Genomic DNA, 15,666 nt, shown 5'->3' with positions numbered 1-15,666 from the left:
CCCGTCCGGGGGACCGATGAGTGGCGATGTCCGGTTACGCTACGTCGATCAATGAGGACGGATCGAGTGATGTCGTCCTCATCGGGCCGCCGCGGGTGACCCGGTCGCCGGTCAGTGACGGTCCCGACCGATGCGGCCTCGGGTGTCGCGGGAGACGACGTCGAGCAACCGACGCGGAGCGTGCCGCAGTCCCGCCACAGCAACCTTGTATTTCCACGACGGAACGCTTACCAACTTGCTTTTATGCAGGTCACTGAGGGCCTCGTCGACCACATCGGTGGCTTGGAGCCACATCCACTCGGGCGTTTTCGACATGTCGATGCCGGCTCGCTTGTGGAACTCCGTGCGGGTGTAGCCCGGGCAGAGCGCCATCACCCGTACGCCGAAGGGGCGGGCGGACTTCCCGACGGACTCGCTGAAGTTGGTGACCCACGCCTTGCTGGCCGAGTACGTCGATCCGGGCATCACCGCGCCGAAACCCGCGACGGAAGAGACATTTATCACTGCCCCGCTGCGCCGCTCGGTCATCGCGGCCAGCGCGGCGAGGGTCAGCCGCAGGACCGCGTGCACGTTCAGCCGCAGCAGCCGGGTCTCGTCCTGAACAGACGACCGGAGGAACGGCTTGTTGAGGCTGATTCCGGCGTTGTTGACCAGCAGCTCGACGGGTGGCCCATCGGCCAGCCGTCGTTCGACCAGGGCGCAGCCGTCGTCCGTGGCCAGATCGGCGGCGATGGTCTCGGTCTCCACGCCGTGCCGGCCGGTCAACTCGGCGGCCTGGGCCGCCAGCCGGGTTCCGTCCCGGGCGACCAGCACCAGGTGCCACCCGTCGGAGGCGAGCCGGGTGGCGAACGCCGCCCCGATACCCGCCGTCGCCCCGGTGATCAACGCCCATCGGTCGGTCGTCGGTTCGGGCGTCACGGGCGTCATCACCTCGGTGGGTACGGGGGCGACGTCGGCGCCCCGGGCGGGGGGTAGGGCTGGTACGGGGACGGCGCCGGTGGGTGGCCGAACGGTGGGGTGGGTGGCTGGTGCGGAGGTACGGGCCGCTGGGGTGCCGGCCGACGCCGGAACCAGGCGTTGGCCGCGGGCAGTGCCAGCAGCACGGCTACCACAAGGTAACCGAGCACCTGGGCGATCGAAAGGGCGACGGTGAGCGGAATCCACCAGGACGGGTAGGCGTCCGGCACCAGAGCGAGCAACTCGGCGGTCGCCCGGTCGTCACCGAGATCCAACGGCGCCGCGCGCTGCACGATCAGCGTGGCGAGCCCACCACACCCGCAGCACATGCCCAGCCCAGCGACCACCCAGGTCGCCACCCGAGCCGCCGGCCGACGAGCGGCCAGACCCAGCGCCAGGCCGACCAGGAGCAGGCCGGCGAGGACACTCAGCACCGCTGACACCACGGCCGAGGCCCGCAACAGCGCCACCACCGCGTCGATCTGAGTGGGGTCGGCGTCGGTGCCGACCGACGCGCGAAACCGGTCCACCGTGCCGCCGAGCGACGCCAGCCCGCTCACCGCGAACGCGAGCGCGCCGAGCGCCATCACGGCAAGCGTCACCGCCGCCAGCACGACCACCGCCGGCCGGCGGGCCGGTGCCTGTTCGGGATACGACACGACAAGTCCCTCCGGTAGGCGTTCGGAAGCAACCTACTCGGAGGGACCGTCGCGGTCGTGCCTTACGCGGGTGTCGACATCACGGGGCGAGCCGAGTTTCAGGCGACGGCTGGCCAGGGACGCCGGCACCCGCGCCGCGCCACCGAGGGTCAGCCGGGGCGGTCGGTGGGCGGCTGCGCACCGGGCTGCTCCGGACCATCGGCCGGCGGAGTCTGCCCGCCCGGGTCGCCTGCCGCTGGCTGGCCGCCGGTAGCCGGCGGATAGCCGGGCTCGGCCGGTTGCTGCGGGGTGGCCGGGTAGCCCGGCTCGGCCGGCGCGGTGCCCGGGTAACCGGGAGCCGGCGGGTAGCCGGGCTGGCCCGGGTACGCACCGCCCGGCGTGGGCGGCTCCCACTGCTGGGTCGGCTTGCGGAAGAACTCGTTCGCCTTGGGCAGTGCCAGCAGGATCAGCGCCACCAGCAGCGAGATCAGGCTGATCACCCCGAGCAGGATGGTGACCGGCGTGGTCCAGCCCGGCAACGCGTCTTCCAGCCGACGCTGGATCTCCTCACCGCTGGGCATGTCGCCGCTGGTGTCGCCGGGCGTGCCCATGTTGCCGGCGAACCCGCTGAGCTGGCCGAACCCGGTGCAGCAGAAGAGGATGCCACCGACGATCCAGGTGGCGATCCGGGTGCCGTTCTTGCCGCGCAGGTTCATCAGTCCCAGGCCGAACAGCGCGAACGACGCCACCAGCAGGAAGATGGCGGTGCCGACGCCGACGAGGACCACCACGTCGGCGACGTTCTGCGCCCCCTCGACGGTGGAGTCGCGGTAGGCGTCCTCCATCACGTCGCGGACGGTGCCGATGGTGGCCAGCGAGATGATCACGCTGATCAGTTGGCAGATCGCGAACAGCAGCAGCAGGTAGGTGGATATTGTCACCACGCCCGGTCGCGACCGGGCCGGGGTGTTTTGAGGATCGACCATCTTTCTCCCTTCCTGGAACGCGCTTCACCGTATCGGCAACGGGCCATTCCGGCACGACGCGACGCCGAGCGGTGGGCGCGTCACCGGCCAGCCGGTCGGTCGGGATCGATCAGACGGCCGTTGCCCGCTCAGGAGCCGCTCTGCGGATGGACGGTCACCCCGTCGCCGTCCAGCCGCTCACCACGGGCCATCTCCCAGCCCGCCTCGCCGTACGCCTCGAAGGTGAGCCGCGCCCCGCCCGGGGCCCGGTAGTCGTGGTAGCGCATGGTGCCGCTCGGCGTCAGTTCGGTGGATCCGGAAGCGGTGTACCGGGCCTGGCCCGACTCGTGCCAGCTGTAGCTCCGCCCGCCGGACTCCACGGCCGGCGCGCCCGGCGTGACGGTGGCGTCACGCGGCGCCGACTCCCACAGCACCAGTTCGAATGCGGGGCTCTCCGCGACCGAGAGCCGGCGTCGACCGCCGTGCTCGTCCAGGTCGTCGAGGAGGTGCTCGGCCCACCTCCACTCGCCTTCCACCAGGCGGATCGAGCCCCGCACGGCGTAGGTGGTGTCACCGATCTCGACGATGTCCCCGACCTCGATCCGCCTCGGGTCACGTCGCTGCGCGCCGCCGTACCGCTGCTGTTGCCGGCGGCCCGCCGCCGACCGGTCACGCCACCAACGCAGCGCGAACCCGGCGACGGCCAACCCGACCAGGCAACCGGCCGCCAGGTACGTCGTCCCGTCCACCCGGTCACCTCCCGAGACAGTTCAGCGGAGACGTCGACCATGATCCGGGCAGGGGCCACCTTCCGCCAACCGGCTACCGCTCGGCCCGGTCCGTCCCGTCGGCGACAGCACCTCCCCGCTCGTCACCGCCGGAGGCCGCGGTGACGCCGCCCGGGGAAGTTGATCCGTCCGACGCGGGTGGAGCAGCCGGCACCGGCGGTGTCTCCGGGACGGGAAGCGAGGCCGCCGGGTACGGGGCATTCCCGCGCGGTGCCGGGCCGCCCTCGGCATACCCCGGATACCAGGGCCCGGCATACCCCGCACCGGGCACGCCATAACCGGGCGGCGGCGGATAACCCGGCGGATATCCAGGTGGCGCGGGATAGCCCGTGGGCACGGGGTAGTTGACCAGGTATGCGTTCGGGATGTCGCCGCCGGGGGGTGGCCACGTAGTGGCCGGTTCGGAGCGGGGCACGAACCAGCGGTGGGCCGGCGGCAGCGCCAGCAGCAGCACCACCGCCGCCGTGAGCAGGAACACCAGCAGCACGCCGAGACCCGTCAACGGGAGGAACACCTCGAACGCGTTCGGCTGGTCGTAGAGAGCCTCGATGAAGTCCGACTCCGGCCAGAATTCGTCGTCCGGCGGCGGAACATCTTCCGGGTACGGCTCGTCGACGTACGGCCCGTCGGCCAGCGCGAACGCCAGACCGAACGGGATCAGGAACGAGCCGGCACAGCCCTGGGCGACGCAGAGCAGCAGTTGGAGGCCGCCGGCCACGAAGACCATCACGCGGGCGGTGTTGCTGCCCCGGAGCACCCAGCCCGACGTGAGTCCCAACCAGAGCGCCAGCAGCAGGGCCGGCACGCCGAACACCGTCGCCATCATGACGGTGTTCCAGCGCTCCGCGCGTACCTCGTCCGGGTCGGCGTCGGGCACCTGCCGCAGTGCCTTGTCGATCGCGTCGTTCCAGTCGACCGCCGCCAGCACCAGCAGAGTGACGAGGCCGAGCAGGATCAGCACGGTGCCGAGTTGCAGCCAGAAAGCCACGGTGACGGTACCGGGGCGCGGCGGCCGGGGCGGGGGTACGGCTGCCGACGGTTCGGCGGTCGCGGTCATGTCGCGGACGGTACGGACCGTTGGCAAGCCCCCGGCAGCTCCGTTCGGGTGAATCCGAGCGGCGGTCGGATCAGGAGGTGCCCAGTCGCTCGCCGGCGTACGCGCCCACGGTGGTACTTCCCATCACGCAGCCGGTCATGGTGCTCAGCTCCGCCGGGTCTCCGCGCAGCGCCGTCCAGGCCGCCCGCCCGGCCGCCGGGTCCAGCCGCTCCAGCAGGGTGGCGGCGTACACCCGCCCCGCAGGGGCGCCGCCGGTGAGCAGCCGGTCGAGCAGGTCGCGGACCTCCTCCGGGTGGTCGGTCACGGCCGCCTCGACGCGCTGGTACGCCTCGGTCTCGGGCAGCAACGTGCCCGCGATTCCCACCCCACCGAACGCCAGTGTGTTGGCGTGGCCGAGTTCCGCGACGGCCTTCGCCAACTCCGACTCCTTCTTGCGCCGCATCCCGAACATGTCTCCATCCTCGCCCCGGGAGCCCGCCTCCGCCCGTTGGAGGCGGGCCCGGCGCGACGGGTTCAGTTGGACGTGACCGAGAGGCCGTCCTTGCTGTCCCGCAGGTCGACCCGCACCGTGTCGCCGTCGCGGACCTCGCCGGCGAGCAGCGCCCTGGCGAGCTGGTCGCCGATCGCGGACTGAACCAGCCGACGCAGCGGGCGGGCACCGTAGATCGGGTCGTACCCGTGCTCGGCGAGCCACCCACGGGCGTCCTCGGTGACGTCCAACGTCAACCGGCGGTCCGCGAGACGCCGACTCAGCCGCGCCAGTTGGATGTCCACGATGGCCCGCAGATCGTCACCGTGCAGGGCGGCGAAGACCACGATGTCGTCGAGCCGGTTGAGGAACTCCGGCTTGAAGTGCGACCGGACCGTGGCCAGGACGCCCTCGCGGCGCTGCTCCTCGGCCAGCGTCAGGTCACTGATCACCGCCGAGCCGAGATTCGAGGTGAGGATCAGGATGGCGTTGCGGAAGTCGACCGTACGCCCCTGGCCGTCGGTGAGCCGGCCGTCGTCGAGCACCTGAAGCAGGATGTCGAAGACGTCCGGGTGGGCCTTCTCCACCTCGTCCAGCAGGATCACCGAGTACGGCCGGCGGCGCACCGCCTCGGTGAGCTGGCCGCCCTCCTCGTAACCGACGTAACCGGGAGGGGCGCCGACCAGGCGGGCGACCGAGTGCTTCTCGCCGTACTCGCTCATGTCGATGCGGACCATCGCCCGCTCGTCGTCGAAGAGAAACTCGGCGAGCGCCTTGGCCAGCTCGGTCTTGCCGACACCGGTCGGGCCGAGGAAGAGGAAGCTGCCGGTCGGGCGGTCCGGGTCGGCGACACCGGCCCGCGCGCGCCGGACCGCGTCCGAAACCGCGCCGACCGCCTCGGTCTGGCCGACCACCCGCCCGCGCAGCGACTCCTCCATCCGCAGCAGCTTCGCGGTCTCACCCTCAAGCAGCCGGCCGGCGGGGATGCCGGTCCAGGACGCGACCACGGCGGCGATGTCGTCCGCGCCGACCTCCTCCTTGAGCATCGCGCCGGCGGACTGGAGCCGGGCCAGTTCCTCCTCGGCGGTGGCCAGTTCGGCCTTCAGGGCGGGGATCCGGCCGTACCGCAGCTCGGCGGCGCGTTCCAGCTCGCCGTCCCGCTCGGCCCGTTCGGCCTCACCGCCGAGCCGCTCCAGCTCCTCCTTGGCCGTGGAGAGCTTGGTGATGTGACTCTTCTCCAGCTGCCACCGCTCGGAGAGGACGGTGAGCTGCTCACGCTTGTCGGCCAGTTCCTTGCGTAGCCGCTCCAGGCGCTCGGCGGACGCCGCGTCCGGCTCCTTGGCCAGCGCCATCTCCTCGATCTCCAGCCGGCGGACCGCCCGCTCGATCTCGTCCACCTCGACCGGGCGGGAGTCGATCTCCATCCGGAGCCGGGACGCGGACTCGTCGACCAGGTCGATCGCCTTGTCCGGCAGGAACCGGTCGGTGATGTAGCGGTCGGAGAGGGCGGCGGCGGCGACCAGCGCGGCGTCGGTGATGCGTACGCCGTGGTGCACCTCGTACCGCTCCTTGAGGCCGCGCAGGATGCCGATGGTGTCCGCCACGGTCGGCTCACCGACGAGCACCGGCTGGAAGCGACGCTCCAGCGCGGGATCCTTCTCGATGTGCTCGCGGTACTCGTCGAGCGTGGTCGCACCCACCATGCGCAGCTCACCACGGGCCAGCATCGGCTTGAGCATGTTGCCGGCGTCCATCGAGCCCTCGCCCTTGCCGGCGCCCACCACGGTGTGCAGCTCGTCGAGGAAGGTGATGACCTGCCCGTCGGAGCTCTTGATCTCCTCCAGGACCGACTTCAACCGCTCCTCGAACTGACCCCGGTACGACGCGCCGGCCACCATCGCGCCGAGGTCGAGCGAGACCAGCTTCTTGTCCCGTAGCGACTCCGGCACGTCGCCGGCCACGATCCGCTGGGCCAGACCCTCGACGATCGCGGTCTTGCCGACACCTGGCTCGCCGATCAGCACCGGGTTGTTCTTGGTACGCCGGGACAGCACCTGGATCACCCGACGGATCTCGGAGTCCCGCCCGATCACCGGGTCGATCTTGCCGTCCCGCGCGCTCGCGGTCAGGTCCACGCCGTACTTGGTGAGCGCCTGGTAGGTCTGCTCCGGGTCAGCGGTGGTCACCCGACGATCACCGCCGCGTACCGTAGGGAAGGCGGCGACCAGGCTCTCCTCGGTGGCACCGGCGGCCTTGAGCGTGGCGGACACGGCCCCGCCGACCCGGGCCAGTCCGGCGAGCAGGTGCTCGGTGGAGGTGTACTCGTCGCCCAGCGGGCGGGCGATCTGCTCGGCGGCACCGATGGCGTTTACGAACTCGCGGGCCAGGGTCGGCTCGGCGATGCTGGAGCCCCGGGCGGCGGGCAGCGCGTCGACGGCACGCTGGCTGGCCCGGCGCAGCTCGGCCGGGTCGGCCCCGACGGCGCGCAGCAGGCCGGCAGCGGTCGAGCCCTCGGTGTCCAGCAGCGACAACAGCAGATGCCACGGTTCGACGGTGGCGTGCCCCCGCTGGTTCGCCAGGGCGACTGCGCCGGTGATGGTCTCGCGGCTCTTGGTGGTGAGGCGTTCGGTGTTCATGGGCTCCCCTGGATCGGTGTGTCCACTGGTACCGACAGAACCAGAGTTGAGTCTATTCCACTCAACCCAAGCGGTGTGAGCTGTGTCACTTGTCGCACGCCACTCCATCGATCGACCCTCGCCGAGGATGCCTTCCGATTCGATCAGGGGTGGAGGGACGGCATGCAGATCAACGTGACGAGGTGGCTGTCCCTGGTGACCCGTGACGCGGTGGCGTCGGCGACCGCGAGCGTCGGCACGACCGGTCCGGACGGCGCCGTCCAGCACCTGTCCGAGCACCGGCTGGACGCTCCCGGCCTGCTGCGCTGGTCGTACACCGTCAGGGACGCCGACGGCGAGGTGCACCGCCGCTGCGACGGCCGACGCCTGGTGCAGGTGAACGGTGACGGCGAGCAGCTCAGCTCCCCGGTCCCGGATGAGGACTCGCGGGACGACCCCCGGTACTTCTACTCGTGGCCGGCGGTCGTGGACGCCTGGTTGGTGGAGATGCTCCGCCCGGTGGACCTGCTGTCCCGGGTGGTGGTGTCGGCGGTGACCGAGCCGGACGCCACCGGCCTGGTTCAGATCGACGCCAGCCCGATGGGCAACGAACCGTCGCCCTACCACGGCTTCGCCGTGCCTGACCGGCGGACGCTGCGGATCGTCCTCGACTCCGAGCGGGGCTGCCTGGTCACGGTGACCGTGGACCGCGGTGACCGGCCCTCGCTGACCTGCCGTCTCACCGCGCTTGCCTGAGCCGTCCGGCCGCCGGCACGGCAGGTCGTACCGCTGCGCCGGCTCCGTACGTCCGGCGGCGTGCCGGTAGCGTTGCCGGGGTGCGAGTACGTGTCGAACAGACTGCCTTACCGGGGATCGGTGTCCGCCACGAACTGGTGACGGAGTCCGGCCGTCGCCTGGGCGTGGTCTCCCATCGCAGTGGCCGCCGGGACCTCGTCCTGTACGACCCGGACGACCCGGACGCCAGCGCGGCGGACATCCCGCTCACCGATGACGAGGCCGAGGCGCTGGCCGACATCCTCGGCGCGTCGCTCATGCTCGGCCAGCTCTCCGGGCTCCGCGAGCAGGCCGCCGGTCTGCTCACCGAGCAGATCGCCATTCCGGCCGCCTCGCCGTACGTCAACCGGCCGTTGGGGGACACCAAGGCCCGGACCCGCACCGGCGCCTCGATCGTGGCCGTGCTGCGCGACGGCGAGGTGAACGTCTCGCCGGCTCCCTCGTTCCGGTTCGCCGCGGGCGACGTGGTGGTCGTCGTCGGGACCCGCCACGGCCTCGACGCCGTCACGGCCATCTTCGCCGACGGCGATCCGGACGGCTGAGGCGCGGATGCACGAAACCACGACCCTGCTTGTCGAAGTCGGCGCGCTGCTGTTCCTGCTCGGCATGCTCGGACGGCTCAGCCGCCGGATCGGCCTGTCACCGATCCCGCTGTACCTGCTCGCCGGCCTCGCCTTCGGCCACGGCGGCATCGTGGAACTCAACGCCAGCGAGGAATTCTTCGCCGTCGGCGCGGAGATCGGCGTGATCCTGCTGCTGGTGATGCTCGGCCTGGAGTACTCGGCCACCGAACTCGTTGGCAACCTGCGGGCCTCCGCACCCGCCGGGTTGATCGACGCGCTGCTCAACGCCCTGCCGGGGGCAGCCTTCGCGCTGCTGCTCGGTTGGGGCTGGGTGTCCGCGGTGGTGCTCGCCGGGATCACCTGGATCTCGTCCTCGGGGGTGATCGCCAAGATCCTCGCCGACCTGGGCCGGCTCGGTAACCGCGAGACACCCGTGGTCCTCTCGGTGCTGGTGATCGAGGACCTGGCGATGGCGTTCTACCTACCCCTGGTGACCGCTTTGCTGGCCGGCGTGGGCCTGGCAAAGGGCGGCATCGGCCTGGGCATCGCGGTGGTGACCGTCATCGCGGTGCTTGTGGTCGCCGTCCGGTACGGCAAACAGATCTCCCGGTTCATGTCGGCCAACGACGCCGAGGCACTGCTGCTCGGCGTGCTCGGGCTGACCCTCCTGGTGGCCGGGATCGCGGCGAAGCTCCAGGTCTCGGCGGCGGTCGGCGCGTTCCTGGTCGGCATCGCGCTGTCCGGCCCGGTCGCCCACCACGCCACCGAGCTGCTCACTCCCCTGCGGGACCTGTTCGCCGCCGTCTTCTTCGTCTTCTTCGGCCTGGTCACCGACCCACGGGGCATCCCACCGGTGCTGCTGCCGGCGCTGCTGCTCGCGTTCGTGACGATGGGAACGAAGACGTTGACCGGCTACCTGGCGGCCCGGCGGGCCGGAATCGCCGAGCCGGGACGCTGGCGGGCCGGGTTGGCACTCGTGCCCCGGGGAGAGTTCTCCATCGTGATCGCCGGGCTGGCGGTGGCCGCCGGCGGCGTCGACCCGCAGCTGGCGGCGCTCGCCACGGCGTACGTGCTGATCACGGTGGTGACCGGGCCGATGCTCGCGCGGTTGCCGGATCTGGGCTGGTTCAAGCAGTGGCTACGGGCGCGCGCCCGGGCCCAACGGGCGCAACCGGCACCGGTGGCCGACCGGGCGTGACCGCGCACCGGTCGGTGAGACCGCTCCGGACGACCCCCGTTGACCAACAGATGCCGAATTGCTTCCCGTAGGGTCTACCGGTACTCACCGGTACCGCGTTACGGTGTCGCCCCAGCAGCCAGGTTCCCGGTGGGCGCACGCCCCCGCGGCGGAAGCGGAAGGTTGGCCGGTGAGCGTGCAGGAGTCAGCGTTCCACGGCTTCGCCAACCCCGTCGACCCGACCTCGGCGGAGTTGCGAGCGTGGGCCTACCAACCCGACTCGGTCCCGTTGACGTCGATGCCACCGGACTGGGACCTGCTGGTCTCCGGCGACCGGCTGGTGATGACGCTGTTCGATCTCGCCATGGACACCCGCTGTCCGGCGCGCCGGTTCGCGCTGCACTGCCTCTACATCTACGCCGCCGACGGAATCCGGACGAACTTCCGGGCACACCCGAAGCGTCGCTTCCGGAAGCTCGTCGACCAGGCCGAGCGAAACGGCGACGAGATGATGCGCACCTGGGCGCACAACAGCCGGGTACTGCTGACCCGGCCGGAGCTCTTCGTGTACCGGGAGTGGTGCGAGGGCGGGCTGGTCCGGGAGAACCGCCGGCTCTGACGTGCCGAACGGGCCGGGACCCCCCGTGGCTCCCGGCCCGCACGTCGGCAATTTCCTCAACGCGACCCGCCCCGCTCGCGCCGGTGCTGGTCGCTGCGCACCTGGCCGGCACCATGACCGACCCGGCCACCCCGGTCGACGGACCTGTCGGCCTGACTCTGGTCGGAGAGACGTCCCTTGGTGATCCGGTCGAACCGGTTCTGGACGCTCTCAGCCAGGTCGTCGAGGCGTTGCTCCGTCTCCTCGGCCACCTTCCTCGCCGCTTCCGTCATGACTCCCCCCGCCAGATCGGAGTCCGGATTGGGTCGGTTTAGACCTGATTCCTGAAGGCTAATCGGGACAACCCGTCCAGCGCTCGGGTTTGCGGAAACACCAGCAGCGCAGGCTCGGCGGACACACGGAAAGGGTGTGGCTCCGCCTGGCGGAGCCACACCCTTTCGGCCGCAGCGGGCGTCAGCGCCCGGGGCTGCGGCGCGGACGCCAGACCACCAGGGCGGTCGAGGTCTGGTTGGTGGGGACGAGATCCCGACCGGGGAAGCGGGCCAACGACTCCAGCTCGGCCATCCGGCGGTACGCGGCGTCGAGCTCGGCCTCCAGCTGGGCGACCCGCTGCTGCACCTGCTCCAACAGTTGTTCCAGCCCGATGATCCGCTTGATGCCGGCGAGGTTGACGCCGTCGTCCTGGCTGAGCCGCTGCACCTCGCGCAGCAGCACCACGTCCCGGACGCTGTACCGCCGCCCGCCACCGGCCGCCCGGCCGGCCTGCACCAGGCCGAGCCGGTCGTACTGGCGCAGCGTCTGCGGGTGCATCCCCGCCATCCGCGCCGCAACCGAGATCATCAGCACCTTGGCCTCGTATGCCGGGTCATCCGAGCCGACGAACCCGTCCATCCCGCTCACCTCCGCACCGCTTCACCGATCAACCGAACCGACGCACCCGCGCGTCGAGATGTTCCCGGGCCGCCGGCGGGGTCTGCTCGGCGAACGTCTCCAGGGCGGCCCGTGCCTCGTCCGAGATCCGCGCCGGCACCACCACGTCGAGGGTGACCAGCAGGTCGCCCTGCTGTCCGTCCCGGCGGCTGACGCCCTTGCCCCGGGCACGCAGGATGCGGCCACTCGGCGTACCCGGCGGCACCCGCAGGGTCACCGGAGCGTCGAGGGTCGGCACCCGCAGATCGGTGCCGAGGACGGCCTCCGCGAACGTGATCGGCACGGTCAGGGTGAGATCGTCGCCGGTGCGCCCGAACACCTCGTCCGGGCGGACCTTCACGTGCACGAACAGATCGCCCGCCGGGCCGCCGCGCTCACCCGGCTCGCCCCGGCCGGCCAGCCGGATGCGCTGGCCGTCGGCCACCCCGGCGGGAAAGCGGACATTGAGCGTACGGGTCTTGGTGACCCCGCCGGTGCCCTGGCACTCCGGGCACTTCTCGTCCACCACCGTGCCGACGCCCTGGCAGTTGCGACAGGGCTCGGAGAAGCTGAACGCGCCCTGGTTCCGGTTGGTGACCCCGGCGCCGTGGCAGACCGGGCAGGTGCGTGGCGCGGTGCCGGGCTTGGCGCCGTTGCCGTGGCAGGTGTCGCAGACACCGGGTGCCCGCAACGTCAGCGGCAGCGTCACGCCGCGTACCGCATCGTTGAAGTCGAGCGCCACCTCGGTCTCGATGTCCCGGCCCCGGGCTGGACCCGGTGCGCCCGCACCCCCGCCACCGCCGGAGAAGATCGAGCTGAACAGGTCGGAGATGTTGCCACCGGCGAACCGACCGCCACCTGGCTGTGCCCCGCCGAACAGGTCGGAGACGTCGAACGGCGCCCCGCCCGGCTGGCCGCCCTGGCGGGCACCCCGTCGGAACGCGCCCGAGCCGAACAACGAGCGCATCTCGTCGTACTCGCGGCGCTTCGCGTCGTCGCCGAGCACCGCGTACGCCTCGGACACCGCCTTGAAGCGCTCCTCGGCCTTGGCGTCACCGGGGTTGTGGTCCGGGTGCGACTCGCGGGCCAGCTTGCGGTACGCCTTCTTGATCTCATCAGCCGACGCGGCCTTCGCCACGCCCAGGACCGCGTAGTAGTCCTTCTCGATCCAGTCCTTCGAACTCACCCGTACACCTCCTCCCCACCGCCGGGCCCGGTCCGCCCCGCCCGCCGGGTCTCGGCGGGCGGGGCGGCCGGGTCACCGTCGCGCACTATTCCGGGTCGGCGACCGCGACCAGCGCGGGCCGCAGCAGTCGCTCACCGACCTGGTAGCCCCGACGCATCACCTGCACGCAGGTCGGCTCGGTGACGTCGGCCGAGGTCTGGTGGGCCACCGCCTCGTGCCGCGTCGGGTCGAACGGATCGCCCTGCTCACCGAACGGGGTCAGCCCGAACTTGCCCAGCGCGGTGGCGAGTTGCTCGGCCACCGAGCCGAAGGGGCCGACCAGGTCGCCGTGCTCCCGGGCGCGGTCGAGATCGTCCAGGATCGGCAGCAACGCGGCGAGCACGGACCCGGTCGCCTGCTCGGTGACCAGGCCACGGTCGCGTTCGACCCGCTTGCGGTAGTTGGCGTACTCGGCCGACACCCGCTGCACGTCGCGGGTGCGTTCGTCCAGCTCGGCGCGGAGCGCCTCCAACTCGGCACCCAGCCCGCCGGCGGCAGGCTCGGACGACTCCCCGACCGGCTGTGCCGGCGCGTCCACCACCGGCGGACCCTCGGTGGACGCGTCGCTCAGCGCGCTCGCCTCGACCTCGATCGAATCGACCACGACCTCGGCCTCCTCGACCAGGCCCTCCGCCGGCACGTCCGGCCCGGCGTCGGCCGCCGTGCCGGCGGGTTCGCGGATCTCACTGATCTTGCGATTGTTGCGGATGACGACCCGCGGCGCGTCGCCGGTGGCCGGCTCGGACGCCGAGCCACCCGGCGCCGACCCGGTGTCACCCGGGTCGGCGGCTCGTGGCTTCTCCGTCATACGACTACCTCATCCCTCTGCCCGTGCGCTCGGGTGGCCAGGACCGTCACTTCTTGTCCTCGTCCACGATCTCCGCGTCGACCACGTCGTCCGCACCGGGCCGGGCGCCACCGGCCTGCGCGCCACCGGCCTGCGCGCCACCGGCACCATCGGCCGGGCCGGCGCCGGCCTCGCCGCCCGGCTGGGCCTGCTCGGCCTGCTGGGCGTAGAGCAGCGAGCCCGCCTCCTGGGAGACCTGCGCGAGCCGCTCGTGCGCCGACTTGATCTTCTCGATGTCACTGCCACCGAGAGCGCCACGCAGCTCGCCGAGGGCCTCGTTGAGCTTCTCGCGGTTCTCGGCGGGGAGCTTGTCGCCGTTCTCGGCGAGGAACTTCTCGGTCTGCCACTGCAGAGCCTCGGCCACGTTGCGGGTCTCGGCCTCCTCGCGGCGGCGCTTGTCCTCCTCCGCGTGCTCCTCGGCGTCCCGGCGCATCCGCTCGATGTCGTCCTTCGGCAGCGAGGAGCCACCGGTGATCGTCATCTTCTGTTCCTTGCCGGTGCCCAGGTCCTTGGCGTGCACGTTGACGATGCCGTTCGCGTCGATGTCGAAGGTGACCTCGATCTGCGGCACGCCGCGCGGGGCCGGCGGGAGGCCGGTCAGCTCGAAGGTGCCGAGCTTCTTGTTGTACGCGGCGATCTCACGCTCACCCTGGAAGACCTGGATCAGCACCGACGGCTGGTTGTCGTCGGCGGTGGTGAACACCTCGGACCGCTTGGTCGGGATGGTGGTGTTGCGCTCGATGAGCTTGGTGAAGATGCCACCCTTGGTCTCGATGCCCAGGCTCAGCGGCGTCACGTCGAGCAGCAGGACGTCCTTGACCTCGCCCTTGAGCACACCGGCCTGCAGGGCGGCGCCCACGGCGACGACCTCGTCCGGGTTGACGCCCTTGTTGGGCTCGCGGCCGGTGAGCTGCTTGACCAACTCGGTCACGGCCGGCATCCGGGTCGAACCACCGACGAGGATCACGTGCTCGACGTCCGAGACCTTGATCCCGGCGTCCTTCACGGCCTGCTCGAACGGGCCCTTGCAGCGGTCCAGCAGATCCTGCGTCATCCGCTGGAACTCGGCCCGGCTGAGCGTCACGTCCAGGTGCAGCGGACCGGCCGCGCCGGCGGTGATGTACGGCAGGTTGATGTTGCTGGTGGTGGCGGCGGACAGCTCGATCTTGGCCTTCTCGGCGGCCTCCTTGAGCCGCTGCATCGCCATCTTGTCCTGCGACAGGTCGATGCCGTGCTCACCCCGGAAGGTCTTCACCAGATGGTCGATGATCCGCTGGTCCCAGTCGTCGCCGCCGAGGAGGTTGTCACCGCTCGTCGACTTGACCTCGATGACGCCCTCGGCCAACTCCAGCAGCGACACGTCGAAGGTGCCGCCACCGAGGTCGAAGACCAGGACGGTCTGCTCCTTGGAGCCCTTGTCCAGCCCGTACGCCAGGGCGGCCGCGGTCGGCTCGTTCACGATCCGCAGCACGTTGAAGCCGGCGATCTCGCCGGCCTCCTTGGTGGCCTGACGCTGGCCGTCGTTGAAGTAGGCCGGGACGGTGATCACCGCGTCGGTGATCTGCTCGCCCAGGTAGGCCTCGGCGTCCCGCTTGAGCTTCATCAGCGTCCGGGCCGAGATCTCCTGCGGGGTGTACTTCTTGCCGTCGATGTCGACGGACCAGTTGGTGCCGATCTCCCGCTTGACCGAGCGGATCGTCCGGTCCGGGTTCGTCACCGCCTGGCGCTTGGCGACCTCACCGACCAGCACCTCGCCGTTACGGGCGAACGCGACGATCGACGGGGTCGTCCGCGAGCCCTCAGCGTTGGCGATGACGGTGGGCTCACCGCCCTCCAGAACGCTGACGCAGGAGTTCGTCGTGCCGAGGTCGATACCGACCGCACGTGCCATCTTCGCTTCCTCGCTTCGTTACGTTGAGCAGGTGACGGGCCCTCCCGTCCCGCTGCGCGGCGCCTGCCGTCCGCAGCGACCCCACCTCAAGTTGAGTGAACTTGACTCAATAGTGCCACGCCCCCGGAAATCGTCAAGTCAAGGTTGAGTC

At 71.1% G+C, this 15,666-nt stretch carries 16 protein-coding genes; 4 read left to right on the top strand and 12 right to left on the bottom strand.

From position 1 onward, the window contains the following. Positions 1-111: 111 nt before the first annotated feature. From KBX00_RS02440 to clpB, 7 genes are all read right to left on the bottom strand, one after another. The gene (locus tag KBX00_RS02440; protein ID WP_210822699.1) at positions 112-927 is read right to left on the bottom strand and encodes an SDR family oxidoreductase; all 816 of its coding nucleotides are present in this window, start codon (positions 925-927) and stop codon (positions 112-114) included. Beyond that, on the bottom strand, positions 927-1,616 hold the full coding sequence (locus tag KBX00_RS02435) for a hypothetical protein (RefSeq protein WP_210822698.1): 690 nt from the start codon (positions 1,614-1,616) through the stop codon (positions 927-929). Before KBX00_RS02435 ends, KBX00_RS02440 begins: the two co-directional genes overlap by 1 nt. 149 nt (positions 1,617-1,765) lie before the next feature. Continuing rightward, positions 1,766-2,581, bottom strand: a complete 816-nt coding sequence (locus KBX00_RS02430) for a hypothetical protein (RefSeq protein ID WP_210822696.1) — start codon at positions 2,579-2,581, stop codon at positions 1,766-1,768. A 128-nt stretch (positions 2,582-2,709) separates the two neighbouring features. After that, entirely contained in the window at positions 2,710-3,309 is a 600-nt protein-coding gene (locus KBX00_RS02425) for a DUF4178 domain-containing protein (RefSeq protein WP_210822694.1), read from the bottom strand. 73 nt (positions 3,310-3,382) lie between these two features. Then, on the bottom strand, positions 3,383-4,405 hold the full coding sequence (locus KBX00_RS02420; protein WP_210822692.1) for a hypothetical protein: 1,023 nt from the start codon (positions 4,403-4,405) through the stop codon (positions 3,383-3,385). A 70-nt stretch (positions 4,406-4,475) separates the two neighbouring features. Continuing rightward, positions 4,476-4,856 (bottom strand): hypothetical protein, encoded by a 381-nt coding sequence (locus tag KBX00_RS02415; RefSeq protein ID WP_210822689.1) that lies wholly within the window; start codon positions 4,854-4,856, stop codon positions 4,476-4,478. A gap of 62 nt (positions 4,857-4,918) precedes the next feature. Beyond that, complete coding sequence (gene clpB / locus KBX00_RS02410) at positions 4,919-7,510, bottom strand: ATP-dependent chaperone ClpB (protein WP_210822687.1); 2,592 nt, start codon at positions 7,508-7,510, stop codon at positions 4,919-4,921. Between the two features lie 162 nt (positions 7,511-7,672). On the opposite strand from clpB, the gene KBX00_RS02405 reads away from it, so the two are divergent. From KBX00_RS02405 to KBX00_RS02390, 4 genes are all read left to right on the top strand, one after another. Then, entirely contained in the window at positions 7,673-8,245 is a 573-nt protein-coding gene (locus KBX00_RS02405; RefSeq protein ID WP_210822685.1) for a hypothetical protein, read from the top strand. Between the two features lie 80 nt (positions 8,246-8,325). Beyond that, positions 8,326-8,826: a cation:proton antiporter regulatory subunit gene (locus KBX00_RS02400; RefSeq protein ID WP_210822683.1), complete on the top strand. Its 501-nt coding sequence runs from the start codon at positions 8,326-8,328 to the stop codon at positions 8,824-8,826. Between the two features lie 7 nt (positions 8,827-8,833). After that, positions 8,834-10,045 carry a cation:proton antiporter gene (locus KBX00_RS02395; protein ID WP_210822681.1) on the top strand — a complete coding sequence of 404 codons (1,212 nt, stop codon included), beginning with the start codon at positions 8,834-8,836 and terminating at the stop codon, positions 10,043-10,045. 169 nt (positions 10,046-10,214) lie between these two features. Continuing rightward, on the top strand, positions 10,215-10,643 hold the full coding sequence (locus tag KBX00_RS02390; RefSeq protein ID WP_210822665.1) for a hypothetical protein: 429 nt from the start codon (positions 10,215-10,217) through the stop codon (positions 10,641-10,643). Positions 10,644-10,699: 56 nt separating this feature from the next. Here KBX00_RS02390 and KBX00_RS02385 read toward each other — a convergent pair whose 3' ends face one another. From KBX00_RS02385 to dnaK, 5 genes are all read right to left on the bottom strand, one after another. Further along, positions 10,700-10,915: a hypothetical protein gene (locus KBX00_RS02385; RefSeq protein ID WP_210822663.1), complete on the bottom strand. Its 216-nt coding sequence runs from the start codon at positions 10,913-10,915 to the stop codon at positions 10,700-10,702. Between the two features lie 181 nt (positions 10,916-11,096). After that, positions 11,097-11,534, bottom strand: coding sequence for a heat shock protein transcriptional repressor HspR (locus tag KBX00_RS02380; RefSeq protein WP_210822661.1), 438 nt, complete (start codon positions 11,532-11,534; stop codon positions 11,097-11,099). Positions 11,535-11,562: 28 nt separating this feature from the next. Continuing rightward, positions 11,563-12,738: a molecular chaperone DnaJ gene (gene dnaJ, locus KBX00_RS02375; protein ID WP_210822659.1), complete on the bottom strand. Its 1,176-nt coding sequence runs from the start codon at positions 12,736-12,738 to the stop codon at positions 11,563-11,565. 85 nt (positions 12,739-12,823) lie between these two features. After that, positions 12,824-13,585: a nucleotide exchange factor GrpE gene (gene grpE, locus KBX00_RS02370; protein WP_210822657.1), complete on the bottom strand. Its 762-nt coding sequence runs from the start codon at positions 13,583-13,585 to the stop codon at positions 12,824-12,826. A gap of 46 nt (positions 13,586-13,631) precedes the next feature. Beyond that, positions 13,632-15,515, bottom strand: coding sequence for a molecular chaperone DnaK (gene dnaK / locus KBX00_RS02365; protein WP_210822654.1), 1,884 nt, complete (start codon positions 15,513-15,515; stop codon positions 13,632-13,634). Positions 15,516-15,666 lie beyond the last annotated feature (151 nt).

The sequence above is a fragment of the Micromonospora sp. C95 genome, from assembly GCF_018070465.1.
Taxonomy (GTDB): Bacteria; Actinomycetota; Actinomycetes; order Mycobacteriales; family Micromonosporaceae; genus Micromonospora.
This window is presented reverse-complemented; position numbering and strand designations above follow the sequence as displayed.

What these genes read in the sequence shown, in the direction of transcription:
- KBX00_RS02440 (WP_210822699.1), bottom strand. Translation starts at nt 927, where the DNA reads ATGACGCCCGTGACGCCCGAACCGACGACCGACCGATGGGCGTTGATC.
- KBX00_RS02430 (WP_210822696.1), bottom strand. Translation starts at nt 2,581, where the DNA reads ATGGTCGATCCTCAAAACACCCCGGCCCGGTCGCGACCGGGCGTGGTG.
- KBX00_RS02420 (WP_210822692.1), bottom strand. Translation starts at nt 4,405, where the DNA reads ATGACCGCGACCGCCGAACCGTCGGCAGCCGTACCCCCGCCCCGGCCG.
- KBX00_RS02415 (WP_210822689.1), bottom strand. Translation starts at nt 4,856, where the DNA reads ATGTTCGGGATGCGGCGCAAGAAGGAGTCGGAGTTGGCGAAGGCCGTC.
- clpB (WP_210822687.1), bottom strand. Translation starts at nt 7,510, where the DNA reads ATGAACACCGAACGCCTCACCACCAAGAGCCGCGAGACCATCACCGGC.
- KBX00_RS02405 (WP_210822685.1), top strand. Translation starts at nt 7,673, where the DNA reads ATGCAGATCAACGTGACGAGGTGGCTGTCCCTGGTGACCCGTGACGCG.
- KBX00_RS02395 (WP_210822681.1), top strand. Translation starts at nt 8,834, where the DNA reads ATGCACGAAACCACGACCCTGCTTGTCGAAGTCGGCGCGCTGCTGTTC.
- KBX00_RS02385 (WP_210822663.1), bottom strand. Translation starts at nt 10,915, where the DNA reads ATGACGGAAGCGGCGAGGAAGGTGGCCGAGGAGACGGAGCAACGCCTC.
- KBX00_RS02380 (WP_210822661.1), bottom strand. Translation starts at nt 11,534, where the DNA reads ATGGACGGGTTCGTCGGCTCGGATGACCCGGCATACGAGGCCAAGGTG.
- grpE (WP_210822657.1), bottom strand. Translation starts at nt 13,585, where the DNA reads ATGACGGAGAAGCCACGAGCCGCCGACCCGGGTGACACCGGGTCGGCG.
- dnaK (WP_210822654.1), bottom strand. Translation starts at nt 15,515, where the DNA reads ATGGCACGTGCGGTCGGTATCGACCTCGGCACGACGAACTCCTGCGTC.